Source organism: Aerosakkonema funiforme FACHB-1375, from assembly GCF_014696265.1.
Taxonomy (GTDB): domain Bacteria; phylum Cyanobacteriota; class Cyanobacteriia; order Cyanobacteriales; family Aerosakkonemataceae; genus Aerosakkonema; species Aerosakkonema funiforme_A.
In genome coordinates, this window is the sequence record NZ_JACJPW010000033.1 from 18,733 (window position 1) to 43,990 (window position 25,258).

Here is a 25,258-nt window from a genome sequence, read left to right on the forward strand (position 1 = left end):
CTTGGGACAAAATTAAAATACCTCACCTGTGCCACTGGAAAGCCAATCTGTAATAAAAAATGGTGGAAGAGAATTGGCATTCCACTATTTCTGAGTTTGGATATTGATAGAGAAAGAGAATCTCAAGGGTTGCGGAACTTGTGGAAGTGCTGGTGTAGTCACCCTGCGGACAGCGTTGGTAAAAAATAAGATTCAGGAGTTGAATTATGGCAAGTGAAACCAGGTATTCGGAATATTCTCCCGATTTCACCGCCCAAGCAGAACACGATCTGGTGCAGGCACTTCTGCAAGATGAAACAACCTATTGCTGGAATACCACTCATCCGGAATCAGAAGCTTATTTTGCCGAACTAGAAAAGGCTTTCGTTTTAGATGATTGGCTGGAGGTTGATGTAGAGGCTCGATCGCAGACTTTGTTTGCACACCTTGACCGACTTTGGGTGGAAAAGGTTCCAGACAATGTGGAAGCGTTGGCTTTAGATCTGCCTATTTTAGGGGCTTTGTACCAGAGGTTTGCTTCTCGCGTCCCGCAGGTAACTCTAGAGACGATCGCCAAACAGGCCAAAAATTTGATGTCAACAAATTTATGTTTGGCAGAACGTTTGGTAAAGTGCGTGCAGCAACTGGCTTTAGGCTGGGAAGAAGAAGACTTATTGGTGATGGCTCGTCCTTTAGCTTATGCTATGCGGGGAGCAGAAACGGAAGCGATCGAATCTGTGCTGGGAACTGTTAGAGGTGTTCCTTTTGCTGAATTATCGAAGATGGAACAGGCACGCTTAAGTTTGGCAATAGCTCGCTACGCCTTTGCTGAATTGGAATCTAGAGGCGATTCATAAAGGTAGTAGCTATGTTTTCGATCGACGAGGCGTGAGGACAGCGTTTCGCCTTGGTGACAAAGCCCTAGCCTTAAGAATAGCTGCTGTCAAAAAAGCATAGGACAGCACACCTACCAAGGCCAAGACAAAGGGACTAATAATACCAGTTGCATTCCATAAAGCGTGAAGTACTGCCGCGCTGAGGTAGCCTATGCTAAGGATTTGCCAGCGCCGACGAGGCTTCAGGCTACTGAGCCCAATGAAATAGCCCAAATAGCCGCTGTATGCCATATGTCCGGCGACAGAGCCTAAAATCCGAGGAATCAGCAGTTGCAATCCCACCAACTCCCCTACACCTTCCCCCACCTGAAATGTCGCATCCCGGATAATCTGAGGTACGTACTGCCCTAAAGTTTCCATTAGGGTAAAGCCAACAGCAGAAGATGTTCCCAGCAAAATCCCATCAAGGGGTTCTACTACTCCGATTCTTTCGCGCCAAGCAGGTGGTAAGCGGCGTCCCAGCAAATCAGCGCCTAGCACGGGTAAGGCTTTGAGCAACTCTTCCATCAAGCCGGCTCCGAAAAACATTCGGATGAGTAGAATCGGAAAAGTTAAGTTCTCGAAATTTGTTGGTAAACTTCCTGGCAGAATTTGGCGAAAAATAACTATAAATAAAGGGAGTAGCGGACTTAGTAAAATTAATACAGTAACCAAGGCACAAGCTAATAGCATCCACCAAGGTTTATGCTTGCCACAAAGTTGATAAACGAAGTAATAAGCGGCTCCTGCCAAGTATGAAGCCAGCACCAAGTTGAATACCATAGGGTTGCCTACAGCAGCAAACATCAAGACTACAAATCCCACTGTGATGATGCCTGGAAGCAAGTAGGCTTTTTGAGTCAGTTCGCGTCCGGTTGAAAAAATGGGAAACAGCTGAGTAAAACTAACAGACTCTGTTTGAGAAGGTCTTATGGTAGGACTAGATTCAACTTGTGGGCTGGGAGCGTTTCTTAGTGAGGAGGGAGTGCTAGCAGCAGTCTGGGTAGTTTTTATGACTTCAAAGATGAATTCTGGGCCGTTTTGCCCCAGTACGATCCGATCGCCTTCTCGACAAATACGACATCCTTCTAGCCGTTGGCCATTTACATAGGTGCCATTTGCACTTTTGAGATCGCAAACAAGCCAGTTGGGTGGAGCGCCTGCAAATTTGGTTATGTGGCTGACTGACGCATGACGCCTGGAAACCATTCCGTATATGTTGGAGTCCAGCACAATTTGACAGTTTAAATCTCGCCCAAGCACAATTTCGTCAGCAGTCTCAAGCGAGTAGCGACGTTCTGCTTCATCTGCACTCTCAGTCGGCAATTGCCGGAGAAATGCCTCAGAAATGTCACTTTTCATTTGCCAAGAGTCAGTAGTTTTTTGTTTTCAAATAAAGTGATGTCCAGTCAAATCTACTCCCTATGGAATTAATTAAAAATTAAAAATGCAAAAAACTTCTCATTTTTAACTTTTAATTTTTAATTTTTCTGACTATTCACTGCTGTTGGTTTTCTTTGGCGTCTTTAACGGCAGCATAGAACAAAAATCCACCCAGCGGCAGGCTGATTGCCAAAATAATAGTTGTTGCTAAGCTACCCAACTGGGGTTCTCCAGAAGAGAGCTCGAATATTGAACCCACTGCTGCGATCGTTGATACGCAGGAAGCGCCCAACAAAAGGGCGCTTTTTGAAGTTAGTGTACTCACTGCCTTTTTCCGAATTATCCAACTGGTTTGACAGCCTGGGTCGAGAATCCGTACTTGTTTAACTCTTGAGTAAGCGCCAAACTATTTTCTACCCGGTCTACAAAGAGTACTCCGTTGAGGTGATCCATTTCGTGCTGAATGGCACGACTGAGCAAGCCTGTTGCTTTCAGCGTTCGAGGGCGACCGTACTCGTCTTTGTAAGCAACTTCAATAGCTTCTGGACGTTTGACGTCCAGGTAAACTTTTGGAATGCTCAAACAACCTTCCTGAGCTACACACAAGTCGCGGGTCAATGCTTTAATCGTGGGATTGATTAAAACCAGAGGCTGATTGGCCGGGTTATCTGGCTCGCAGTCTACCACAATCAGTTGTTTTTGTACAGCCACCTGCGGTGCAGCCAGACCGATCCCATCGGCGCTGTACATAGTTTGTAGCATTTCTCGCACGAGATCTCGGATTTCTGAGTCTACTTTAGCGATACGCTTTGCTGGTTGACGCAAGGCGCGATCGCCCAAGACCCGAATTTCGAGCGGCGGGTTTTCCAACTTTTTCTTTTCGACTAAAACCTCAGAGGTCATGGAAGCTTAACTTGTGAGTAAGACTCAATAATTTGAACAGATCCAACTAAAATCAAAGATTATTGTTGGGGATTTTTTCTCTATAGGGATAAACCCATCGCTTTTCCAGAGATACTGGTTGGGAGCTTGTGTCGTGATAACTTTTGTAAGGGATCGCTCCCTAAAAAGAGAAATAGTTTTTTCCGCTCAATAGGGTTTGGTTAAGTTAGTTTGTGTGTTGAGCGTTAGAGCTTTTACACTACTGTGTTAACCAGTTGTCCATATTGTAACATGATTTATTGATATCGATCTGCTTTTATATTGCTAAGCGCAATAAAGACCCAAACCAAAGATTATGGGTCGGTACTGCGCGTTCTGATTGTGAACAAAATTGCTGATTTTAGATTTGAGATTCCAACCTGGCCTGTTGTTTTCCAGGTTGGAATCATAAGCTTCAAATCTGGAATTTCTTGACCTCCCTCAATTTTAGCGGGCTAGGGGATAGGTAAGAAGGAGTGGGAGCGGGAAAAGATTAATTCTCCCACTCTAGGTAGAGACTCCTGCCAGCTTGGTTTTAGAACGGTTGGGTAGCAAATGGGTTGAAGTCTACGTTGGCAGCTGTACCGCCGGAACCGTTGATCGCACTCCGTCCGGTGCCGCCGATTGTCGGGCCATTTGCAGAATCCCACCAGTTATTTTCTGCATTCAAAGCACCAGTCCCGCCGTGGTACAGTGCGGCATTCGAGTTACCGATGATGTTGTTGAAATTGATCTTGACTGCACCTGTAATATTTGTGCCATCTGCGATCGCTATACCATTGAACGAGTTCGTGATCGTGTTGCTGCTGACATTTACCGTTCCCAATTTTGTAGTTGTCAGACCGGAATCCCGCAATCGGATACCGCCCCTATCCGCACCGCTTGTGGTGTTTGTATTGGTGATATCGTTGTTTGCGATCGTCGCGCTACCACCTGCCAGCTGGATGCCCTGTTGCCCGGTGTTGCTGACGGTATTGTTATTAATTACACTCGCAGCGTTGGTAATTGCATCGGCGGCGATTCCCGGCCCGGGTACGCTGGCAATGGTGTTATCCGTAATCCTCAACGTGTCAACCCGGAATGCCTGAATACCGCTGGTGCTACTGCCTGCATTGAATGCAAGGTCGCGAATTAAGTTGTCTTGCACAGTTAAAGAGGAACCGGATGCACCTTGATAATCGAAGCGCATTACACCACCCGTTGCTGGCCCGGTTCCGGTAAACTCATTTTGACGAATGATGATGTTATTACTGGCATCGTTATCCAGGATGGCATTTTCTCCTTGGATATCGATTCTCAGACCCTCAATTGTAACGTTATTGACACCAGAGGCAATGTCAATAACTCGCGCACCTGCGGGTGCCCTAACAATAGCAGGGGCACCTGCCAAACCAGTGGAGGGGCTCAAACCGGCATTAGGCCCGCGAATTGTTAATGGCTTGTTGATAACAATGGTGCCTGGTTCGTTATAAGTACCGGGTAGCACGAAAATGATCTCATTATTACCGGCTGCATTGACCGCTTCCGTGATGGTGGCATGATTGCCAATCGCGTTGCCACCCGACTGTGCAAAACGGAGTACCCGATTGGGAGCGGGTACGGGTACATTTAATAGGTTATTATCCAGAATATTGATTGTAGCCATATCCTGGGAACCTACAAAATAACCCGTATCTTCAGATATGGTCACAGTCACTGTTTCAGTCGGTTCACTAATGGCGTCCGCTGTGGCTGTGATGCTAATTAGATCGGAGACAGTTTTACCGGCAGCGATAGTGATACTGTTACCACTAACAGTCGAGGAATAGTCAGTGTTGGGTGTAGCTGTACCTGTGATAACGTAATTGATTGTAACTGACTGGTTGATATCGCCTCCAGTACGTGCAAACTGAAACGTACCGGGCTTCCCACCAGCCTCTGAAGCAGTAGGATTGGGTGCGGTAACGAAGACGGTCGGTTTTGCTGCTGCTGGCGGATCGGTAATGATTACGGTGGCACTGTTAGCAGGCCCCACCGTGTAATTGGCACCGCCGCCTAAAAACAAGGCGATCGTTTCATTGCCTTCGATCGCGCTATCGGAGATCGGGTTGATATCGATGATTGCGCGATCGGAACCTGCTGGAATAGTAATGCTGGTGCTCAGCGTTGGCGTAGACTTATAGTCGGTATCTTTAGTAGCAGTGCTTAAAGGCGAGAGAGTGTAATTGACGGTAAGCGGTTGGGTCAGGTCTCCTGTGCGGGCGATCGTAAACTGGCCTGGATCGGCGGGAGTGGCATCAGATGCAAGTGGGTCGCTGGCAAAAATATTGACCGTGGTTTGAGTTAACGCATCGTTATCCAAAATTGTGACAGTAGCCGTGTTTTTGGGGGAAGCTGCCACATCGTAACCCGTACCGGCAGTCAAACTAGCTATTACCGTTTCATTCGATTCGACAAGTGTATCGTCAATAGCTACAACCGGAATTGTCGCGCTGCTAGCACCAGCTGGAATAATCACGCTACCGCTAAGGGTTTGGTAGTCTGTACCGTTGATAGCTATACCGGAAATGACGTAATTTACCTTGAGGTCTTCATCGGTATCGCAAGGGACGGAAACGGTAAACAAACCTGGTGCTGTAGTTGGTGTGGATTCGATCGTCGTGGGATTGGTGGCTGTAATACTGACCCTTTCAGGCCCTCTTGGAGTGAAAGCAGCACCATCTATCGAATTGCTATCGACATTCTGCAAGACTGCCAAAAACTCGCCGGTGGTCTTGTCCTGAATAATGGTGTTGGCGACATCGCCTCCCGTACCTTGAAAGATATTTAAATCGCCATAACTGACACCACCACTTAGTGAAATTAAATCTATACAAAGTTGAAAGTCGGTAATCAAGTCGGCATCAGTTTTGGTAGAACCACCGGTACCGCGACCGATGACGAAGACATCAGTGTTAGTTTCACCGCCACTATCGCCTGTGAGGGTATCTGCACCCTGGTCGCCGAATAAGGTGTCTCGTCCGCGATCGCCAAAGAGGGAGTCATTGCCGATGCCTCCCCGTACTACGTCATCGCCCATACCTCCGAAAATGCTGTCCTGACCTTCGTTGCCGTTGAGTACGTCATCGTCCTCGTTGCCGAACAACTGGTCGTTACCGCCTAAACCGTAAATCGTATCTAAGCCTTCGTTACCGAAAATAACATCGTTACCATCCCCGCCAAAATCAGACTCCAATCCTTGGTCGCCGTAAAGTAAATCGTTGCCGCCACCGCCATAGAGGCTGTCGTCTCCCAAATCGCCATAGAGGGTGTCATTCCCTTCGTCACCGAGAAGGGAGTCATTGTTCATGCCTCCCCGTATGGTGTCATTGCCTTGTCCTCCAAAGGCAGTATCGTTGCCCTCGTTGCCATTGATGGCATCGTTACCTTCATTACCATATAAAAGGTCTGTTCCGTCGCCGCCAAATACGGAGTCGTTACCCTGGTCGCCATAAACGGTGTCATTCCCTTCGTCACCGTACAATTTGTCATTGTCCATACCGCCCCGAACGGTATCGTTATCCATACCACCCCGGACGGTATCGTTGCCTTCGTTACCGTTGAGAACATCTTGCCCTTCGTTGCCGTTAATTAGGTCATCATTTTCGTTGCCCTGAATCGAGTCGTTGCCCAAATCGCCGTATAGGGTATCGTTGCCCAGGTTGCCGAATAAGCGATCGTTGTCTGCACCGCCCCGGAGATAGTCTTGGCCATCTTCGCCAAACAAGGTATCGTCACCTTCGTTGCCATTCACAACGTCATTACCGTCATTGCCGTTGAGAAGGTCCATACCCTCATTGCCAAAGATGGTATCGTTGCCAAGGCCACCAACACCTGTGTCATTGCCAAGGTTGCCATAGATGATGTCGTTGTCTTGGTCGCCCTGCAAGTAGTCCTCGTTGTCATCGCCTCGCAAGCTATCTTGGCCTTCGTTTCCGTAAATGGTATCGTTGCCTGCTTGGCCTAGAACTGTGTCGTTACCTGCTAGGGCAAGAATAAAGTCTGGTGCTAGTGTGCCAGCAAGAAATTCACTATCTATTGTTCCGGTGATATTTGCCATTTTTTTTACTCCTCACTACCTAGTCCATATAATCTAACGATTCAGCTCCAAACAAAATGATTATTTGCATATTTTTATGCTGTTTAGGTGTGTTGGTAGTCAATTTTAGGGTGAAGGGGTGTAATATTACTCCTTTATTAAAAAGATAGTTCCTAAATTTATGGCTTTTTGGCCTGTTTTTCGACCTTTGACGGTATTCAAAAATTATATTTGGCCAGATTTGGGCCCAAATTGGCAACATAGATCTGTCAAAATCCGTTTCAAAATCCGTTTGTCTGCTTACGGGATTTTAATGTTTTCAGCCTATACACCGATGCGATCGCTTCTTGATGGTAAATAAAGCTACATAACTAAAGTCCCCTAGCTATTGGAAACTACTTTACCATCTTTCTTCAGTAACTTTTATTACACTTGTTCCGATAATTTTGCTGTATTTTTACGAGTTCTGGAATTCCATCCTACTCTTCAGATAATTAATTTTGGATTCCGGATCGATTTTCACCCTAACTTGCAGTTATGCGATCGCACCGATATTTTGTAGATGCTTAGTAAAATTTTATACTTGAGTTCTGATTGCAAGGCCAGCATATTATCCAGATTATAGATGCAGCCGGAACAACTTAGACTTTGCAATTGCTTTATTCTAGAAGAGTATGGCCAGCCGACGCACCACTTTTCTCAACTTGTCAGCAAGAGAAGGCCATTAATGAATGAGACTATTTTTGACATTAAACGTTCCTAAGTGTGGAAAAGAAGCCACCCCAAGAACTATACGTTGTTTGTAGCAAGTTGTACCTTGAAGTAAGGGAAGTGCAATGTGAGGTGCTTATGAAATCGCAGTGGGAATGTTTACTGCAAAACTTGGGCGAGTGGCAGGGTTCTTTTACCCGTTTCTCGCCCCAGGGAGAATTGTGGGAAGATACTCCTACTGTAGTTTCCCTAGAAGGACTGAATGACGATCGGACTATTCGTCAGACTATTCGGCGTTTCTTGCCCTCTCAAGAAGTTAAGGAACAAGTTCTGGAATACAGTTCTCTGGGACGAAGCACTCTCTTTTTCGACAACGGTGCTTTTTCTCAAGGATCGATTCAGCTGGCTCCATTTTCGGAGTTTGGGGCAGAATTAGGGCTGATAGATGATTCTAGCAGACGTTTGCGCCTTGTACAGATGTTTGACAAGCAAGGTCATCTCGATAAATTGACTTTAATCCGAGAAAAACTTGCCGGTACGGATGACTGGCAAAAGGGCCATTCGACAACATTAATCGAATTACTGGGGGAATGGCAGGGAGAAGCCGTAACGATTTATCCAGACTGGCGTTCGCCGGATAAATATACCACTAAACTGCAACTTTATCTAGATGATGATGGTAAGTTAGTTCAAGAGCTAACCTTTGGTAATCAGGTAATTTCATCTACTGCGAGTATTAATGGTTCTATTCTTCTGTTTGAGCGCAGTTCTCAACCCGTGCAAGTTTTGCTGTTACCCGATGGTGCTTCTTCTACTTGCCCCCAACAAGTTAAAGTCGGTCAACCTTTTTTTCTGGAAGTAGGTTGGTTGTTTGAGTCCGATCGCCGTCAGCGATTGATTCGCAGTTACAGTCATAAGGGAGAATGGGTTAGTCTTACATTGGTCAGAGAATTTAAAGTTGCAGTTGCAAACTAATATAGAGAACAGCGACGACTCAAAGCTTGTTCCAGCAAGATTTGATACTCTTTATCTGCGATCGTATAAGCTCCAAATCGCTCCAAATGGGGGTTGGTCATTTGGGCATCAAATAAGACGAAGTGACGGGATATCAATCGTTCTACCAATTTTACCATTGCTACTTTCGATCCTTCTGGAATCCGGTAAAACATCGATTCCCCAATAAATGCTCCCCCAATTACAATACCTAAGATTCCACCGGCTAGTTCATCTCTGCACCAGGTTTCAAAACTGTAAGCCCAACCAGATCGATACAGCGCCAAGTATATTTCTTGCAGTTCTGAGGAAATCCAGGTGGTTTCTCGGTTGGCGCACCCAGCAAGCACTCCTGCAAAATCGCGATTAATAGCGACAGAGAAGCGTTCTTGGTTGAGGACGCGCTGCAAGGATTTGGGATAGCGAAACCGCTCGTCCAAGGGAATTAAAGCCCGCTTGCGACTGTAGTACCATCCCAAGTTCTTACCCTCTTCATCAGCCATTAAAAAATAACCTTGGGCATACCCTTCGATAATGCGATCGATCTCAATCTGCATAAATTAGTCCGGTTTAATAAGATTTTTGATTAAGGTAATAAATGCAAGGCTAATTGATAGCTTATTTTAAGTAATCCCAGCAATTCAAAATCATTTACAATTTTTAAAAAATATTAAAATAATCAATTAAAGTCAAAGATATTTGGCGATCGTTAAACTTAAAAAAGGAAATATTTAGATATTATATCTTGTTGGGATAAATGAGGATAATATTGCTGCTTATCATACCCATTAAAACTATCCGATCCCTGCCCAAAATAAAATGTTTGCCAAGTTGCTAAAAACAAATATTTTTGAAGATAAGCTTAAACAAAAATATCTTGCCTACTTACTATAGAAAACCCATTTTTTTCGGCATTGGACATTGGGAATAGAAATGCTAACTGGGCAATGGTTTGGAACAATCAATTAGCTTTAGTTATCGCACTATGTACGGGAGAGTCAAATGATTTTTTAGATAAGCCTGTTGCTAAAGGTACGCCATAATTCTCAGTCTTCGGGATTCCGGCTTAAGCGGAAAAGATATAAGCTGATAGCTGATAGCCAATAGCCGATCGCGAAGATGTCCGAACCAATTCCACCAATTACTTTGCCACCTAGCCAAAATCCGCAGCAGGAAGGAGAATGGCTGCAAAAGTCTTTACATAGATGGCTCAATGAAGAGTTTATCCCAGAAGCAGTCAATCAGGAAATTGCAAGGCGGGCAGCCCAGATATATGTCCGACAAAGATTAGAAGGAGAAAACGATCTGGGCTCCCTCGTGATTGCTATCCTAACGGAAATGCAGGCGTTTGACTTCTCTAAAAGTTTTTATAGCGAGTTTGCGATCGCCAATGCTGTAAGCGACTTGCTTTTAGACAGTCTGGGAATCGATCGCTGCTGCGGCCAATAGAATTTTAGATTTTAGATTTTAGATTTTGGATTGGGGCTAGCAGCACAATCAGAGATGAGATCGAACCGACGAGCCACCAATCGATCTAAAATCCATTCATCCAAAATCCAAAATCTAGCTACCAGCTTGACTTCACCACACCGGGTAGCAAACCTGTGTGTGCCCATTCCCGCATCACGTTGCGAGATAGACCAAAATCCCGATAAGTACCTCTGGGGCGACCTGTTACCCAGCAACGGTTGCGCTGGCGAGTGGGGGCACTGTTGCGCGGCAGTTGTTGTATTTGGCGGTGGATTTCCAGCTTTTGCTGCTGGGTAGCTGCTTGTGCGAACGCATCTTCTAAAGCTTCGCGTTTGGCAGCGTACTTCTCGGCCAGTTTTTTGCGCTTCTTCTCGCGCTCGATCATGCTTTTTTTAGCCATTAATGCTTATCGTTCCTGTAAGTAATGAAGACAGCATTTTCTATATTAACTTTTAGCGGCTGGTAAGGTTCGAGAAGTTTTAGCTTATTTAGCGCTTAAGAATGCCGTTGGGGCTCAGAAGCAGAGGGACAGAGGTCGGCAAGAGCGCAAGAAGAACAGTTAGGATTCCTGGCCATACAAATAGACCGACCGTGGTAAATTAACCGAATTGACCAATTTTCCCAATCAGGCTGAGGTAAGAGTCGGATTAAATCTCGCTCCACACGGATGGGATCTGTTTCTTCTGTCAAACCCAATCGGTAGCTGAGGCGCTTGACGTGGGTGTCTACAGTAACGCCTTGATGTATACCATAAGCGTGAGCCAAAACTACATTAGCCGTTTTCCGGGCAACTCCCGGTAATTCCAGCAATTCTTCCATTCGTTTTGGCACCTTGCCGCCAAATTTTTCGACGATCGCTCTACAGGCACCTTGAATATTTTTAGCCTTATTGCGGTAAAATCCCGTGGAACGCACCAAACTCTCCAGATCTTGGATATCCGCACTGGCTATAGCTGGCGCATCCGGAAAGCGGGCAAACAAAGCGGGTGTCACCTTATTTACCCGCTCATCCGTACATTGAGCCGATAGAATCGTCGCCACCAGCAGTTGTACGGGCGTCTCATAATTGAGCGTACAAGTCGCATCTGGATAGAGACGCTGAAGACGAATCAAAATTTCTAAAGCACGTTGCTGTTTAGCAGCCCATTTGCGAGTAATGCTCACCGAAACAAATTTTGCACCCCTTCCAAGTTAGCGGTATCGCGGACAATCAGAAAAATTCCCAAGCCCAAAAGTAACATCAAGCCTGTTTGCATTACGCCGTCCTGAATTTTACTGGGCAATGGTTTACCTCGAACAGCTTCGATAAACAGAAAAGCCAATTGACCGCCATCTAAAGCAGGTAAGGGCAAGATGTTGATAACGGCAAGGTTGATGCTAATCAGTGCAGCAAATCGAAACAATTGGGTGATGTCCGATTTAGCAATATTTGCACCAATTTCGACAATCTTCACCGGGCCAGCTACTTGGGAAGCTGTTTCTTGAAAGTTACCGATCAACTGCCCAAAGCCTTGAACGGTCAAAGTAGCGATGTGCTGAAATTCTTCAGCAGCAAGACTGAAAACCTCAAAAATGTCGTGCGGGCGACGATAAACAACCGGCTTATCCTTTGGCCCATTAGGGGCAAGGGCAATCCCGATGCGAGCTTCGCCATCTGTTCCCTGGATGGGAGTAGCGGTCAGAGACAATTTGCTGGAGCCACGCTGAATAGTAAATTGAATTGGCTGACCTGCACTACTTCTAATTAATTGCTTAAGAACAGCTTCTTCTTTGAGGGAACGACCGAACTGTTTGCCGTTAGCGGCCAAGATAACGTCACCTGGCTGGATTCCCGCTACTGCTGCCACGCTGGGAGCAAGCTGGATACCCAAATGCCCTTTGCCATCTGCACCTAACTTGGGAGTCAGAGAAAAGTCAACTTGTTCGTTGTTACGATTAACTTTCAGTTGAATTGGTTCGCCTGAAGTAGTGGCGATAAGTTCCGCCTGGGAGTTGTTCTCGTTAATTGAGAATCCAAATCTTTTACCGTTGACCCAAATTACATCACCAGGTTTGATGCCTGCCGATTCAGCTTCACCAGTCACTTGAGTAACTTCTGCGACAAGCTGGGGAACCAAAACTCCTGGCTGGGAGGCTTCGGGCATTCCGATTACCCCAAATTGCGCTACTAGCACTAAGTAGGCAAAGATCAGGTTGGCGATTACGCCTGCGCTAATCACGATCGCCCGATCCAGGACGGGGCGATTGCTGAGCAGATTCGGGTCATCGGGGGGATACTTGCTATCGGGCTCATCATCGGGAAAGCCGACAAATCCACCCAAGGGAAAAGCACGAATGGCGTACTCGGTTTCTGGGCCTTGATACTTCCACAGAATAGGGCCAAATCCGAGCGAGAAGCGATTGGCGTGGATTCCCTGAAAACGAGCGGCCATAAAATGACCGAGCTCGTGAACCAAAATTAGAACCGCCAAGACTGCGATCGTCGCCAAAACTGACATAGAAAAAATTAGTGCGAATTAGCTATACATTTCTTTATTCTACGTTGCCCCTCCAGTAAGCACCTCTAGCCGCAGATACGATCGCAGCACTTCCGGAACTTTGACTGTGCCGTCCGGTTGTTGATAGTTCTCCAGAACTGCGGCCATTGTGCGACCTACTGCCAGTCCAGAACCGTTGAGAGTATGCACGAACTGGGTTCCTTTCTTCCCGGCTTCTTTGAAGCGGATGCTACCGCGCCGCGCCTGAAAGTCTCCAAAATTCGAGCAGCTGGATATTTCCCGATATTTGCCTGCCGAAGGCAACCAGACTTCCAAATCGTAGGTTTTCCGGGAGGAAAAGCCCAAATCGGCGGTACAAAGTTCGATTACCCGATAAGGCAGTTGTAGGGCTTGTAAAATCGCTTCGGCATTGCCAACGAGGGATTCATGTTCTGCCTCGGAAGTTTCGGGATGAACAAATTTAACGAGTTCGACTTTGTTAAATTGATGCAGTCGGATTAACCCCCGCGTGTCTTTACCGTATGCACCTGCTTCTCGCCGAAAGCAGGGGGTGTAGGCGCAATGGTAGATGGGGAGTTGGGAGGCATCTAGGATTTCGTCGCGGTAGAGATTGGTGACGGGGACTTCTGCGGTGGGAAGCAGCCACAAATCGTCAGCTTGGCACTTAAAGCTTTCTTCGGCAAATTTAGGCAACTGACCGGTGGCGGTAAGAGATTGGCTGTTGATTAAAAGTGGGGGAATTACTTCCACATAGCCTGCTTGAGTCTGTTTGTCAAGCATAAAGCTAATCAGGGCCCGTTCCAGAGCTGCACCTGCGCCGATCAAGTTGACAAAACGGCTTTGAGCGATTTTGACGGCGCGATCGATGTTGAGGATACCCAATTTTTCGCCGATTTCCCAGTGGGGCAGGATATTGGGGTTTTGGGGGATGTACTCGTCGCCCCAGCGGCGCACTTCTAGGTTGTCTGCTTCGCTTTTTCCAACAGGGGTGGATTCGCTGGGCAAGTTGGGCAGCGCTAGCAGTAAGGTTTCGATCTGAGCTTTGAGGTCTTTTTCTTGGGGAGATCGATCGCTTAAAGTAACTTTGATTTGGTTCCCTTCATCTCGCAAGGCTTGAATTTCTGGGCCATTGGGATCGCCACCTTCTTTAATTTTTTTGGGGATCGATTTGGCGATTTCGTTGCTGCGGGCTTCCAGCTGCGATCGCTCTTTCTCGATTTCTCGCACTTGCCGATCTAACTGCAAAATCGGCTGAATGTCGTATTCACCGACGCCGCGACTGTTGAGGCGTTCTTGAACTAATTGTGGATTTTCCCGTATCTGTTTGAGGTCTAGCACAGATATTCCTTAAGTTGTTTCTTGCCAATAAATCAGGATACAACGCTGTGGCGAATTGTATTCTAAGTATATATTCGACTGAGAATCTAGGCGAAAATATTGTTTGTAAAGGTTCAAAAGTAAAATAATAAAATTGAATGTTTACTTTTGAATTCTAGGTTTGCTCATAGCTTTGATGTCGATTTTTTCGCATAAATTCTAAGTGCGATTAATGCGATTTAGCAACCAGAGTGTGGCCACAATTCCGACAAAGTGGCCAGCAATAGTATTGATATTTGCCTGTACAGCGAACATATCCAGAGAGCTGATCAGACGAGTGGTATCGGTTAGTATTCCTGTTTGCGGTTGGGATATCGATCGTGCTGCCAAAGTGCCGACAATTGCATACGCCCCTAAAAGAGTTGATAGCATCCCTGCCAAATTCACCATTAATCCCATCCGCAGGAGTTGAATTGTATCCGATTTGCGCGGGCGCGTATCGGCGTAGGGCGATTCTAGTTGTCTGGCGATGCGGGTGTAACGGAATGTCCAGTAAATGCTCCCCCCCAGGATAGCCAGCCCGCAAAGGGCAAAAAAGATGCCAAAACCAGTGCCGGGATTCCCGGCGCTACCTCCAGGACTCCGACTGAAGACACCAAAGAGCAACAAAACTACGCTAGAAACAACGGCCAGTACTAATTGTGACCAAAAGCTAATCCAGCCCGTGAGGCGAAAATAAAGGGCTATTTGCCTGAGTGCTGAGGGAACTGATTGTGACTCCGATCTATCTGGCATAGGTATTCCCGCTGGCGGTATTAGCACAGGCTTCTAAACGTTCCTCTTGAGAGCTTACCCAGTCAATTCTTAAATGACTGAGATTTTGGCCCGCTACTTGGATATGCAGTTAGCGCAGATCTCCTGCGAGCGTACCGGGAGGTCAGGTAAGCGATTGTGCCAATGCCATTATGCGTCAAAACAGGGCTCTGTGTATGTTGTTTGGCACGATGGACAGATCTGCTAGGTTTGGTAGCAATCCTTTAAAAAAAATAAAATTTTAAAAAAATTCGCCTTTTCGCACAAATAAATCGATCGCATACAACAAAGTTTTACCCCCAGGTATTCTACGATGAAAGCAGCAATTCTAGAATCCCTACCTGACTGAGGGAAATTTGAGTCATTGCATATATTGTGCAAAGCGCAATTTAACGCTTAAGGCTCAATAACCCAATAAGTCTGGTAGGGCTCCTTAAAATTAACTTTCTAGAATCGATCGTAATAATCAGCAGTTCCCGATCGGACATAATGGAACTGGATCGCCATTCACCCTCGTAGCGATGTTGCCTGTCCCTATGCTGTAAGGACTGTCTGAAAATATTCTTGGTTCAAGATGCTCTTACCTAAAAAATCCCGCTGAATGTTCCTGCTATTGTGTCCAGCACATGGCATCCACAAGTTCATTGAGCGGGTAAGGCGACTTATCTGTGAAAAAACCTTGACATCAGAGGGTTGCCCCAACGATTCAAAAAGGCATTAGTTATAGAACGTCAGTGCTGAAAAGGTGTAAAAGCTGCGATGGGAATTGGCAAAAGATTATTGCTGTTCTGGAGGGGGAATAAAGATCGACACTTACGTTCAAAAACATATGCCTCTTAAACAAATTTGGAAAAACCGCTCAACGAATTATGGAAATGAAATTTGAAGATATTTACCAATTCTTTGACAATCCTCCTCCCATCTACCTGAGTAAGGAGTTAGCCGTTTGCTACGTCCTCTCTGTTTTAGTGCGGGGTGAGTCCTATGGAACGGAACTAATCCAGCTTATAGAGAGTGAATATCCCGCTTATCGGCTTTCCGATACTGTCCTGTACAGCGCTCTCAAATTCTTGGAGGAAGAACAAGCAATTTCTGGTTACTGGAAAAAAGTAGAAGGGCGCGGGCGTCCCAGGCGGATGTATCGTATCCGTGCTGATTGGCGGGATCGTTCCCAGGATTTGGCTCGTCTTTGGCATGAGTATGCGACTAAAACCAACCACTTTCATCCAGAAGAATCCGGCCAGCGCGAACCGGTTCGAGAAGGTGGCTAGAAATAGTGAAGTTATGTAAAGTAGAGGGAGTAAAAATACTCCAAAACTTTTTGAGGTATCGCGGTGGGGCGTTTTTGGATTGAGTGCCAACATCAAATCTAAAATCGCCAACCCCTTCCTGAATCAAATCCATGATCGCGACAATTCTTTCTTCGACTTTGCTGCTGACGCTGTTGCTGTCGATCGGCTTGTTCTTCTTTATCAGAGCTTCTGTTAAAGATAGAACGGAAGTTGTCAGGCTGATTTCCGGACAACCACAAGAATCGCTTTTCCCTGAAGTGGAGCAGTATTTTGCCGAGCGCTCGTATCGGGTGGCCGGGTTGGATGCGGCTCAAAATCAGGTGACCTTCGAGGGATTTGTGCGCCCCAGCTGGTTTCTAGCAATTTTCTTGAGTTTTTTAGCGGCAGTAGGAATTCTATGTCTGACGCTGGTTTTATCGATATTGTTTCCCCAAGTCGGGATGGGATTTCTGGGACTGGAAATCTTGTCGCCGATTGCAGGGATTTTTTACTGGCAAAAAGCTGGACGCCCAGAGCAGGTGTCCCTTCAGTTTGAAGATGTCGGTAAAGAAGGTACTCAGGAGATGCAAAGTGCGATCGTCGTTAAGGCGCATCGGGACGAGCTCTCAGCATTGCAACAGGCACTGTGCTTGCAACAAGAGCGATCGCAATAGGACAGGCGAAATACTCACTTACCATCATGCTATAATAAACCCCCCTCAAAACTTGCTCGGCTTGAGTGGGGTTTACTACCTTTAAATCAACTTTTTTGTCGCACCAGAGGTCGCGTTTGAACTGCTAAAATGGCATACTTAATCATTTTTTAGCCAATTCTATCCCTTAAGTGTCAGCCGCTCTGAACAGCGACTGCAACTTTTTCGCTAGAGTGTTCCAACTCTCTTAGGCTGGGAAACAGGAAATGGTTTTCTTCCACATACTGAGCCCCAAACAAGCCCTTTTCTGCCCAAAAGTACCGATCTGTGGTATGCTCGTTCCGCTTAACCAACAGCAGAGCAGGTGGGACAATTCCTTCAGCTTGAATAAATTTTCGAGCCGCCGTTACTGGTTTATCCTGCCCACTTTCGATGCTATATTGAGGCACGTGCTCAAGAATCCTGCGCCCTTCTTGGCGACGGCGACTTTTGCGCTTACGTCTCCTAGCCAAGCTAGTTACCTCCTCTTTTACTCGTATTCTCTAATGATATTTACCAAAGCCGTCGCAAGTATATCGGGTTGAGATCTAAAAATCAACTTTTGTTAAACGATCGATACAAATAGGGCAGGTACACTAGAGGTCAAGTACTGGGTGAGATCGCGCTAAGCTGAAAACAGACTGCCATCGGAGTAGCTGGAATAAAAAGTGTAGATTTTAATCGATCGCGCATAAATACTCAGATAGCATCGGCTCGGAACAATCTCAAAAGCAAGTTACTCCAGTATCTCTTGGAGGCGATCTCAAGAAGAGAAAGGGATTTGGCCAAGAGCGACATTTGATTCGGTTGATTACTCAAGCTTGACCTCATGTTGATGCCAGCCAGTTCGGAATTTGTTGCTCTGTGTCAAGCTCAAGTCGCACTGCTTACCCAGGCGCTGGGAGCTACTTTGAGCGTGGTGTATTTGACAGAAGAATTTGTGGAGGGACAAGAGGCAAAACTGATCCCTGTGGTGGCCTTCCCAGAACAAACCGTGCTTTGGCAGGAGAAGGACTCGCTGGCGCTTTTACCAGATGCGATCGAGCGGTTAAACAATGTCCCTCGTTTACTCTCAGCGGCACCGCAAGACTCTTTAACGCCTCAGAAGTCTGACGTAGGTGGGGGAGATCGGGAGGCGCGGCAGGGAAGAAATGGTCATACTTTAGTGCAACAGCGCCAAATAGTTTTGCCTTTGATCCACGAAGGAGTGGTGATGGGCTTGTTGGTCACGAGTCGCAAGGATCGACCCTGGAATGAGCAGGAAATAATGGAGATCGAACGGATCGCTCATACAATGGCGATCGCTTGTATTCTAGACCAACGCTCTCAATGGCTGAGTCAGCAATTTAGTCAACAACAGCGCCTCCAGACTCAGCAAAACGACCTTCTGCATAATTTGCTGCACCAGCTTCGTAACCCTCTGACGGCTTTGCGGACATTTGGGAAGTTGCTGCTGAAGCGGCTGCAATTAGAAGATGCAAACCGGGATATAGCTTCTAACATTTTGCGAGAAAGCGATCGCATCCAAGAATTACTGCAACAGTTCGACGGTGTTGTGGATCTGACCGTTAACGACCGCGTTTCCCTGCCGACTTTCCCAGAGTTGGTGTCGGTTGATAGTAAAACTGCTGTTGAGAGTGTTACTGAACCGCCGTCAGAAAATAAACGGTTACTCCTATTACCCGAAGCAGGATTGATGGGGCTGGAATCTCTGGCACCTTGCTCTGTGACACAAGTGTTGGAACCGCTGATAACATCGGCTATGGCGATCGCGCAAGAACGAAATTTAAAGCTAAAAGCGGATATTCAGAGCAATTTGCCGCTTGTAAAAGCCAATGCCAAGGCTTTACGGGAAGTTTTTAGCAATTTAATCGATAATGCTTTAAAATATACGCCGTCTGGGGGAATAATCTACATTCAGGCAGGGTTAGAGCGACAATTTCCTCAAGGTCGGTGGCAGGGGGTAGGGGTGAGCGACACTGGCCCTGGCATTCCGCCCCAAGATTTAGAGCGGCTATTTGAGCGGCATTACCGGGGAGTTCAAGCAAATACAAGTATTCCCGGCACTGGCTTGGGTTTGGCGATCGCACGAGATTTGGTACGGCAAATGCAGGGTGAAATAGAGGTTTTCAGCCCATCCACACACTCTGCTGATGGCGTCGTGGGTGCTACTTTTATTGTGTGGCTGGCAGAAAGCTAACGGTTCTTTAGTTTTTAGTGTAGCTGGCGTCGGAGCGGGAGAGCGGGAGAGCGGGAGAGTGGGAGAGTGGGGGAGAAAATGTCCCCACATGAACTTTTGCATAGAGATTGCGAAAGAACCATCAAAGTTCAATTTGAGGTACGCTCATATTCTCGGTTGCTATGAAAAATTGTGGCTTTGGTAACGATCGAACTACTAAGAAACCGATTTTAGACGCTTACCTTTGCGATACAGAACGTCTGAGTATTAGGTCTGAGTTTAAAGTTAATGTCAGATCTGTTTCGGGTTCTATTAAAAGGAGTCTAACTCTTTGCTGGTTGCGGAAGCGTCCTATGAGTTCGGGAGTTGAACCAAACCCGGAACTTAGCAAGATTTGTTGGGAAGCGATCGCTGGATTACCGGTAACAGCTGCGATCGCCGCAGCAGCAGCTGTACCTAAAGCTGTATTTGCGATCGTTCTACTGACTCTGGGATTGTCAGTAAACTCTTGTGTTTTGCTAATAATCCGGGAACTTGCATTTATAGAAATTCTTTTGCCATCCCTTAAGACTAGCTGTTTGGCAACAAATTGAGCGCTTCCTATTTCTTGCATTGTTACTAATTCGCCGACGACCTGTGTTCCGGCTGGTATCGAAAACGTTGCTCGATTGGAAACTATATTTTCAGCAACAACAAGGGTTAAGGGTATTGGCCCCGGCTCCTCTGGCGCGACAATGATTTTCTGTGCAGCCTGATATTTTACTGGGATAGTAGTCCCAGCGGGAATTCTGGCAGTTATTTCTACAGGCAAAGTTGTTTGAGCAATAGCAGACGCTGGTATCGCGATGGGCGCTGTGCCAGTGGCATTTAGCAAAAGGGCGATCGATATAGCGGTTGCCGAATGCCAGCGATTGAACTTATACATAAAGTTATTTCTCCAGTATCTGCATGGCTTTTATTTCGAGTGAATGGACATCGATAAGTGTATTAATGAATCAGTTATCCAATCAAGTCAAGTGTCTCTCAACCGTCTTAGTAGCCAATCAAATCTAGTTCTGGCGATCGCAATGTTATCAAGGATGTTTGGGTTGAGTTCTTCGATGTGAATTTCTCCGTCTGGTGGTGTAATTTTACCATAACCCAACTGGCTAATTGTGCCGCGCATTCTAATAGATAGCAAAAGTGCAAGTGCGCGATAAAAACGGGAACCGAATCCGGTATCTTGCTGTAATCTTGTCGCTAATTGTCGTCGGGGAATCGACAATACGAGTGTCTTTTCAAGAGTTTTCACAGTAGCAGAAGGGGGACGGGAATCTATGAAAGACATTTCTCCTACCATCTCACCGCTGGATAATCTGGCAATTTCTTTACCATCCAGATAAGCCACAGAAACGGTTAATGTTCCTTCTAAGAGAAGGTAGAGAGTGTCGATGGGTTTTCCTTCTTGGATCAGTACGGTCTGGGCAGGAATTTCTTCTCGCTTACCGGTCTGTAGCATCCAATCAATATCGTCATCGCTCAGTTCGCCCAGAATAAAAAGGACTTTTTCCATACTTGACTTCCTGACTTTGTGTTGTGCTACAAAAATAGCTTGGTTTGTCTCTGAAGCACCCTGCTTGCTGTGACGCTTTGGTATACAAAATAAGTTATAGACAGTATTATCGAGCATTTCTGGTTTTAGATTTAAGAATATACAATAATTTTTTTACTTGACAAAGTTGCTCTCTCTTTTGAGAGAGCAAGAGGATGAAAAACGAAAGTTATGTTACGCGCAGCTAAGAAATATTAAAAAAGCGATCGCAACCTAAACAGTTTGCGATCGCTTTGGACTGGAGAATGGTTATCTAAATGCCTCGATCGTCTCTTGAGCTTGGTCTTGAGTAGCGTCCTGAGTCGTAATCTGAGTTAGAACGGGAATTGTAACCATAGGAGCTCAGCACTAAGTCAGAGCGGAGTCTCAGATCCAAATCGCTGTCGGGGTCGATGATGACAACTTTAGCTTTATCTCGATTGCGCCCCAGGAGCAGTCCTCCTGCTGCACCCACTCCAGTACCGGCTAAAACTTCCAGAGGTCTGATGCGTCTGTCGCCCGTTACACCTGATATTAGTGCTGCTGCTGCCGAACCGACTGCTGCACCTGTCAAGATAGAAGTTGTGTTTGTACCGCCTCTGCTTACTTCTTCTGTTCTGGTAATTACATCAGAAGTAGCATTAATCGAACGGCGGGAACCTCTATCTATAATTAGGTTTCTCGCAACAAACCGGGAACCTCTACCGTAGGGTTCTATTTGACCCTCTACCTGGCTTCCAGATGGAATCAATACGCTGCCATCACGCCCTAATACGTCGTCCGCTACTGTTAGGGTTATTCGTGCTGTTTCGTCAGGTGCTAAAACGATTTTGTCTGCTTCTTCATATCTGACTGGAATGTTGGTTCCAGAGGGAAGTCTGTAATCATATCGTTGCGATTGAGCTACGCGAGATTGTGCTAACGCGGGGGATGCAACGATGATGGGAGCAGCTGTAGTAGCTGTCATTCCTAATGCGATTAGTGCGGCAGTTGTTTTCTGCAAGCGATGCAAATTAAACATTTCTGGCCTTCTCCTCTTTGTCTTTGTTATATCGAATGACGCTCTCTCGCAAAGTTTGTTTCTGATAGTGCTAATTGAGATTTTTTGGTTGTGTGGCCTCAATAAAGAGACTCTATTTTTGGCAAGCCATCGTTTGCGCCAAAATATTTATGAGATGCTGGAGCTAAGGTTATCTATTTAGCCATTTTGTTGGCTCCATTGCTTTCTCTTGTCACATTGTAACTAAATGGCAAAGCGCTATTCCTCAACCCCAAGCCATACGACTATTTGCCGATGATTTTTTGTTGTGAGGACAACAAAATTTTATTCACACTCTAGAGACGTAAGATTATTAATCTAGTTCCTTACTATAGTTGTTGGTTTTGCGATCGCCTTCCTTCTACTGGGTGATGGGCTGGCGGCTGACTACGCAGAGCGTGGAGTTAATATTGGCACAATTGCGCTACTTAGGTTACCGAATAGTCTGACCGTCAGCTATGGGCAATAACAATGTGTCCTCTATTTCCTGTCGCACTTTGCGACTGACATAACAATCGCTATTCAGGCATTCTACAAGTAACTTATTGGCATTATAATAATCGTGAAGCAATCTTTTTTGCTGTTTGCTGAACTGCCAATCATGACAGATATTGCGATGCTTAACTATTACTGCTTTTAATTGCTCTATCCAAGCTTGACTGTTAACTTCCCACCATTGTTTGAATATCCATAGATCGGCGTCAGGATTTGGTAATAAATTTTTGAGTTCTTGCAAAGCTTCTCCTAATTTTGGTTCGAGGGAAAGAGCGCGATCGCACGCCAGAAAAAATGCGCCTTTGAAAGGGTATGGATAATGAGCTAAATCTAGGTTACGGCTGCGATCGCAAGTAAGGGCAAGCAAATCGTCAAGACCGACATCTAATGCGCGGATATTGCCCAATATAACCAGAATGAAAAGGCTCGGATCTAGGGCGCGTATAAGTTCGGGATCGCGGTAATCGATCGGGTTCATCTGAGGATGTCGATCGTAGGCAAGATTAAAGTAAAAAGCTCGCACAGCAGCAGGTTTATAGGGAACTGCTACTGAAAGTGATTTCTCTCTTACCCATATCAAAAATTCTTGCAATTTTTGATCGGCAGCTACAAGTCGATCGACCTGCTTTTTCATTAACTGTAATAAGTAATCAGCAGGCTGCAACATTCCTGCTGCCAACAAAAATACTTCTCGCCAGTATTTATCTGTAATATGGCAGACCAAATTTTGCAAAGATTTTTCTAATGCCGGCGGATCGGAAGACGTGGCAATTTTCCTGGCTGTAAAATATTCGTGAAATGTCAGATGAGAAAAAGAATAAATTCCCCTGGCTCTTTCTACCAATATACCATGTTGTGCTTCCAAGGATTTTAACACCGCTTCGCTATCAAGGTGCAAACTTTCAGTGTCACCTTGGGCATCTGGTAAATTGCGGATAAAATCAGCAATATACGCTTCAGCAATTTGTTGTTTAAAAAAGTAATCCTTCCGCTCAAAAGTATTTAAAGCAATCTGACTCAGCAAATCTTTTTTGCGCTGGACAGATAGTTTTTGATAAACGCGATCGCGTACAATACCGCGTTTGGCATCCCACTTTCTTAACAGAGTAGCAATCCCTCGCTTGTAAAGTTCTGCACGATCGCAGGGAAAATCACCTGCATCTTCAAATTCTAAACACAGCAGCGTCAACAGTAAAGGATTTGTGGCTAGTTCTCTAATTGAGGGATTCGATTGCAGCTGTTCCATAAATCGATCGGCTGTAATTCTCTCGCTTGCTTCCTCAACGGCGGCAAATGTTGAAGAGAGATTTTCTTTGATCTGGAACCATTTGGTTGCAAATGCCTTTATTTGTTGTTGATTAAAATCGGCAACTTCTACTTCAGTAAATTTTTCAAACGTATATTCCCGCGCCGCAATGCGGCAAGTGATGACAAAATGATTGTTGTAATACAGATCGGAAAATTCTTGAGTCTGCTTAATAACTCGGTTGGCATCTTCGTCTCTGACTTCATCCAAACCGTCGAGCAAAATTAATGTTTTACCCTGCTTAAGCAACTCAAATATTTGAGTTGCTGTAACGCCACAATGAGAAAGGATATCAGCTATAAATTCCGGGTAATTTAATTGATTTTTTGCTTCTGCGAATTCTCTTAAAGTGATAAAAATTGGCACTAAATTTTTGAAAAAATTGCTCAGGCAGCACTGAATGGCTAGATATTTCAAAAATGTCGTTTTACCAGAGCCTGGCTTACCCAAAACCATCAACTTGGGATAACTCTCTACTGCTTTTAGTCCAGGCACTCTTTCTTTGGTAATTCTGCTCAGTCCAAAGCGATCGAAATTTTGCGATTCGGGATCGAAGACTTGCAGCAGCTGAGCAATAGTTAACCGCCTGCGTCCGGCGATCTGCTCTAAAATGTTGACGTTGGTGTAGATGTCCGTTAAACTTATAGGCTGAGTCATGTCTAAGACTCGCATTGTGCCGCACTTCTGTTGAATGCTGGGGCGCACCTTATCTCGAATTTCTTGCACTAGGGTGTCTATATTGGTGCTATGATTTCGATTTAGATCGCTAGGTTCGGGTGCAGCTATTTCTTCCCAGTTCAAATCAAGCTGAAAGCAAATTTCTGTGAAGATGTGACGCTCTATTGGTTTGCCTTTGAAAAATTTCCAAATTGGCTGGCGAGATTTGCAATTAACTTCTTCCGCAAGCTGTTGTTGCGTCCATCCCATACGGCTGAATGCTTTTTTTGCTTCTTTTATACCTTGTTCGGATGCCCAGAGCGATTGCCTTGCCATAGCTCAAAAATAAAGATTTGTTAAATTTTAGTGAGTTTGTTTGCTCAGTCAGTAAAGACTAACATCGTACAAACATTTCGCAAACATGACGCTAGCATCGGCTTGTAATGCTGGAATTGTCAGGATTTGAAATCAATTGTATCGGGATCTCTGTTATGACAACGGCTCTGATTGTTGAAGATGAAGCAATAAACGTTAAAGTTTTCTCTAAAATTTTGACTAAGCGCGGTGGCTTAGCGGTACTTCATACGGAAAATGTGGAAGAAGTGATGCAAATTGCCCAGTCTGGGGGAGCGGATATCATTCTGATGGATGTTTCCCTGAGTAATAGTTACTACCAGGGCAAGCCGATGAACGGGCTCCAGATTACTCAGATGTTGAAGGCAAATCCCAAAACGGCTGGCTTACCGGTGATTTTGGTTACAGCCCACGCTAACGAGGGCGATCGCGAAAATTTACTGGAAGTAAGTCATGCGGATGGCTATATCCCCAAACCGGTGGTAGATCATCAAGAATTTTTGAATCGGATTCTGGAAATGATACCGAAAAGTTAACCGATGCGATCGCACCGCTCGTTCTCGTTTTTGTGTTTCCCAATAGCTCGACATTTAACCCGCTCTGGCGGGTTTTATTTATTTTAGGATCGTATAAGTTAGTGCGATGCAACAAAGACTCATCCAGCAAGTGGGAACGCTT

Annotated in this window: 23 protein-coding genes; 8 read left to right on the forward strand and 15 right to left on the reverse strand. The window is 45.6% G+C overall.

Annotated features, from left to right (window positions below):
• Positions 1 to 206 precede the first annotated feature (206 nt).
• Positions 207 to 836 (forward strand): hypothetical protein, encoded by a 630-nt coding sequence (locus H6G03_RS14290; RefSeq protein WP_190465041.1) that lies wholly within the window; start codon positions 207 to 209, stop codon positions 834 to 836.
• A gap of 9 nt (positions 837 to 845) precedes the next feature.
• Here H6G03_RS14290 and H6G03_RS14295 read toward each other — a convergent pair whose 3' ends face one another.
• The 4 genes from H6G03_RS14295 to H6G03_RS14310 all read right to left on the reverse strand — a co-directional run bounded on the left by H6G03_RS14295 (position 846) and on the right by H6G03_RS14310 (position 7,236).
• The gene (locus tag H6G03_RS14295; RefSeq protein ID WP_190465042.1) at positions 846 to 2,216 is read right to left on the reverse strand and encodes a PrsW family glutamic-type intramembrane protease; all 1,371 of its coding nucleotides are present in this window, start codon (positions 2,214 to 2,216) and stop codon (positions 846 to 848) included.
• A gap of 136 nt (positions 2,217 to 2,352) precedes the next feature.
• The gene (locus H6G03_RS14300) at positions 2,353 to 2,562 is read right to left on the reverse strand and encodes a hypothetical protein (RefSeq protein WP_190465043.1); all 210 of its coding nucleotides are present in this window, start codon (positions 2,560 to 2,562) and stop codon (positions 2,353 to 2,355) included.
• Between the two features lie 14 nt (positions 2,563 to 2,576).
• Complete coding sequence (gene def / locus H6G03_RS14305; protein ID WP_190465044.1) at positions 2,577 to 3,140, reverse strand: peptide deformylase; 564 nt, start codon at positions 3,138 to 3,140, stop codon at positions 2,577 to 2,579.
• A gap of 553 nt (positions 3,141 to 3,693) precedes the next feature.
• The gene (locus H6G03_RS14310) at positions 3,694 to 7,236 is read right to left on the reverse strand and encodes a Calx-beta domain-containing protein (RefSeq protein WP_190465045.1); all 3,543 of its coding nucleotides are present in this window, start codon (positions 7,234 to 7,236) and stop codon (positions 3,694 to 3,696) included.
• A gap of 367 nt (positions 7,237 to 7,603) precedes the next feature.
• Here H6G03_RS14310 and H6G03_RS14315 point away from each other — a divergent pair, with 367 nt between their 5' ends.
• Positions 7,604 to 7,777 (forward strand): hypothetical protein, encoded by a 174-nt coding sequence (locus tag H6G03_RS14315; RefSeq protein WP_190465046.1) that lies wholly within the window; start codon positions 7,604 to 7,606, stop codon positions 7,775 to 7,777.
• Between the two features lie 287 nt (positions 7,778 to 8,064).
• Positions 8,065 to 8,901 carry a DUF3598 family protein gene (locus tag H6G03_RS14320; protein WP_190465047.1) on the forward strand — a complete coding sequence of 279 codons (837 nt, stop codon included), beginning with the start codon at positions 8,065 to 8,067 and terminating at the stop codon, positions 8,899 to 8,901.
• Here the strand turns inward: H6G03_RS14320 and aat are convergent.
• Positions 8,898 to 9,476, reverse strand: a complete 579-nt coding sequence (gene aat / locus H6G03_RS14325) for a leucyl/phenylalanyl-tRNA--protein transferase (RefSeq protein ID WP_190465048.1) — start codon at positions 9,474 to 9,476, stop codon at positions 8,898 to 8,900. The genes H6G03_RS14320 and aat overlap by 4 nt on opposite strands.
• A 562-nt stretch (positions 9,477 to 10,038) precedes the next feature.
• On the opposite strand from aat, the gene H6G03_RS14330 reads away from it, so the two are divergent.
• Positions 10,039 to 10,368, forward strand: a complete 330-nt coding sequence (locus H6G03_RS14330; protein WP_190465049.1) for a hypothetical protein — start codon at positions 10,039 to 10,041, stop codon at positions 10,366 to 10,368.
• A gap of 118 nt (positions 10,369 to 10,486) precedes the next feature.
• Here the strand turns inward: H6G03_RS14330 and rpsN are convergent, their stop codons facing one another.
• The 5 genes from rpsN to H6G03_RS14355 all read right to left on the reverse strand — a co-directional run bounded on the left by rpsN (position 10,487) and on the right by H6G03_RS14355 (position 14,999).
• Positions 10,487 to 10,789, reverse strand: coding sequence for a 30S ribosomal protein S14 (gene rpsN / locus H6G03_RS14335; RefSeq protein ID WP_190465050.1), 303 nt, complete (start codon positions 10,787 to 10,789; stop codon positions 10,487 to 10,489).
• 95 nt (positions 10,790 to 10,884) lie between these two features.
• Positions 10,885 to 11,553: an endonuclease III gene (gene nth, locus H6G03_RS14340; protein ID WP_190465051.1), complete on the reverse strand. Its 669-nt coding sequence runs from the start codon at positions 11,551 to 11,553 to the stop codon at positions 10,885 to 10,887.
• Positions 11,550 to 12,887, reverse strand: coding sequence for an RIP metalloprotease RseP (gene rseP / locus H6G03_RS14345; RefSeq protein WP_190465052.1), 1,338 nt, complete (start codon positions 12,885 to 12,887; stop codon positions 11,550 to 11,552). Before rseP ends, nth begins: the two co-directional genes overlap by 4 nt.
• 39 nt (positions 12,888 to 12,926) lie before the next feature.
• On the reverse strand, positions 12,927 to 14,225 hold the full coding sequence (gene serS, locus H6G03_RS14350; protein WP_190465053.1) for a serine--tRNA ligase: 1,299 nt from the start codon (positions 14,223 to 14,225) through the stop codon (positions 12,927 to 12,929).
• A gap of 198 nt (positions 14,226 to 14,423) precedes the next feature.
• Entirely contained in the window at positions 14,424 to 14,999 is a 576-nt protein-coding gene (locus tag H6G03_RS14355; RefSeq protein WP_190465054.1) for a DUF3611 family protein, read from the reverse strand.
• Between the two features lie 893 nt (positions 15,000 to 15,892).
• Here H6G03_RS14355 and H6G03_RS14360 point away from each other — a divergent pair.
• Complete coding sequence (locus tag H6G03_RS14360) at positions 15,893 to 16,288, forward strand: PadR family transcriptional regulator (protein WP_190465088.1); 396 nt, start codon at positions 15,893 to 15,895, stop codon at positions 16,286 to 16,288.
• Between the two features lie 131 nt (positions 16,289 to 16,419).
• Complete coding sequence (locus tag H6G03_RS14365) at positions 16,420 to 16,962, forward strand: cofactor assembly of complex C subunit B (RefSeq protein ID WP_190465055.1); 543 nt, start codon at positions 16,420 to 16,422, stop codon at positions 16,960 to 16,962.
• Positions 16,963 to 17,135: 173 nt separating this feature from the next.
• On the opposite strand, the gene H6G03_RS14370 is transcribed toward H6G03_RS14365, so the two are convergent.
• Positions 17,136 to 17,453 carry a DUF3155 domain-containing protein gene (locus H6G03_RS14370; RefSeq protein WP_190465056.1) on the reverse strand — a complete coding sequence of 106 codons (318 nt, stop codon included), beginning with the start codon at positions 17,451 to 17,453 and terminating at the stop codon, positions 17,136 to 17,138.
• Between the two features lie 362 nt (positions 17,454 to 17,815).
• Between H6G03_RS14370 and H6G03_RS14375 the strand changes: the two genes are divergently transcribed.
• Positions 17,816 to 19,180, forward strand: coding sequence for a GAF domain-containing sensor histidine kinase (locus tag H6G03_RS14375; RefSeq protein WP_242060400.1), 1,365 nt, complete (start codon positions 17,816 to 17,818; stop codon positions 19,178 to 19,180).
• Positions 19,181 to 19,397: 217 nt separating this feature from the next.
• Here the strand turns inward: H6G03_RS14375 and H6G03_RS14380 are convergent, their stop codons facing one another.
• The 4 genes from H6G03_RS14380 to H6G03_RS14395 form a co-directional block, all read right to left on the reverse strand.
• Positions 19,398 to 20,084 (reverse strand): hypothetical protein, encoded by a 687-nt coding sequence (locus H6G03_RS14380; protein WP_190465058.1) that lies wholly within the window; start codon positions 20,082 to 20,084, stop codon positions 19,398 to 19,400.
• Positions 20,085 to 20,171: 87 nt separating this feature from the next.
• Positions 20,172 to 20,711, reverse strand: coding sequence for a cyclic nucleotide-binding domain-containing protein (locus H6G03_RS14385; protein ID WP_191056661.1), 540 nt, complete (start codon positions 20,709 to 20,711; stop codon positions 20,172 to 20,174).
• A gap of 292 nt (positions 20,712 to 21,003) precedes the next feature.
• Entirely contained in the window at positions 21,004 to 21,750 is a 747-nt protein-coding gene (locus H6G03_RS14390; RefSeq protein WP_190465060.1) for a hypothetical protein, read from the reverse strand.
• Between the two features lie 451 nt (positions 21,751 to 22,201).
• Positions 22,202 to 24,562, reverse strand: coding sequence for an NACHT domain-containing protein (locus H6G03_RS14395; protein ID WP_190465061.1), 2,361 nt, complete (start codon positions 24,560 to 24,562; stop codon positions 22,202 to 22,204).
• Between the two features lie 155 nt (positions 24,563 to 24,717).
• On the opposite strand from H6G03_RS14395, the gene H6G03_RS14400 reads away from it, so the two are divergent.
• Positions 24,718 to 25,116 (forward strand): response regulator, encoded by a 399-nt coding sequence (locus H6G03_RS14400; RefSeq protein WP_190465062.1) that lies wholly within the window; start codon positions 24,718 to 24,720, stop codon positions 25,114 to 25,116.
• Positions 25,117 to 25,258: the final 142 nt, after the last annotated feature.

What these genes read in the sequence shown, in the direction of transcription:
- H6G03_RS14290 (WP_190465041.1), top strand. Translation starts at nt 207, where the DNA reads ATGGCAAGTGAAACCAGGTATTCGGAATATTCTCCCGATTTCACCGCC.
- H6G03_RS14295 (WP_190465042.1), bottom strand. Translation starts at nt 2,216, where the DNA reads ATGAAAAGTGACATTTCTGAGGCATTTCTCCGGCAATTGCCGACTGAG.
- def (WP_190465044.1), bottom strand. Translation starts at nt 3,140, where the DNA reads ATGACCTCTGAGGTTTTAGTCGAAAAGAAAAAGTTGGAAAACCCGCCG.
- H6G03_RS14310 (WP_190465045.1), bottom strand. Translation starts at nt 7,236, where the DNA reads ATGGCAAATATCACCGGAACAATAGATAGTGAATTTCTTGCTGGCACA.
- H6G03_RS14320 (WP_190465047.1), top strand. Translation starts at nt 8,065, where the DNA reads ATGAAATCGCAGTGGGAATGTTTACTGCAAAACTTGGGCGAGTGGCAG.
- aat (WP_190465048.1), bottom strand. Translation starts at nt 9,476, where the DNA reads ATGCAGATTGAGATCGATCGCATTATCGAAGGGTATGCCCAAGGTTAT.
- H6G03_RS14330 (WP_190465049.1), top strand. Translation starts at nt 10,039, where the DNA reads ATGTCCGAACCAATTCCACCAATTACTTTGCCACCTAGCCAAAATCCG.
- rpsN (WP_190465050.1), bottom strand. Translation starts at nt 10,789, where the DNA reads ATGGCTAAAAAAAGCATGATCGAGCGCGAGAAGAAGCGCAAAAAACTG.
- rseP (WP_190465052.1), bottom strand. Translation starts at nt 12,887, where the DNA reads ATGTCAGTTTTGGCGACGATCGCAGTCTTGGCGGTTCTAATTTTGGTT.
- H6G03_RS14355 (WP_190465054.1), bottom strand. Translation starts at nt 14,999, where the DNA reads ATGCCAGATAGATCGGAGTCACAATCAGTTCCCTCAGCACTCAGGCAA.
- H6G03_RS14360 (WP_190465088.1), top strand. Translation starts at nt 15,893, where the DNA reads ATGAAATTTGAAGATATTTACCAATTCTTTGACAATCCTCCTCCCATC.
- H6G03_RS14365 (WP_190465055.1), top strand. Translation starts at nt 16,420, where the DNA reads ATGATCGCGACAATTCTTTCTTCGACTTTGCTGCTGACGCTGTTGCTG.
- H6G03_RS14375 (WP_242060400.1), top strand. Translation starts at nt 17,816, where the DNA reads ATGCCAGCCAGTTCGGAATTTGTTGCTCTGTGTCAAGCTCAAGTCGCA.
- H6G03_RS14380 (WP_190465058.1), bottom strand. Translation starts at nt 20,084, where the DNA reads ATGTATAAGTTCAATCGCTGGCATTCGGCAACCGCTATATCGATCGCC.
- H6G03_RS14385 (WP_191056661.1), bottom strand. Translation starts at nt 20,711, where the DNA reads ATGGAAAAAGTCCTTTTTATTCTGGGCGAACTGAGCGATGACGATATT.
- H6G03_RS14390 (WP_190465060.1), bottom strand. Translation starts at nt 21,750, where the DNA reads ATGTTTAATTTGCATCGCTTGCAGAAAACAACTGCCGCACTAATCGCA.
- H6G03_RS14395 (WP_190465061.1), bottom strand. Translation starts at nt 24,562, where the DNA reads ATGGCAAGGCAATCGCTCTGGGCATCCGAACAAGGTATAAAAGAAGCA.
- H6G03_RS14400 (WP_190465062.1), top strand. Translation starts at nt 24,718, where the DNA reads ATGACAACGGCTCTGATTGTTGAAGATGAAGCAATAAACGTTAAAGTT.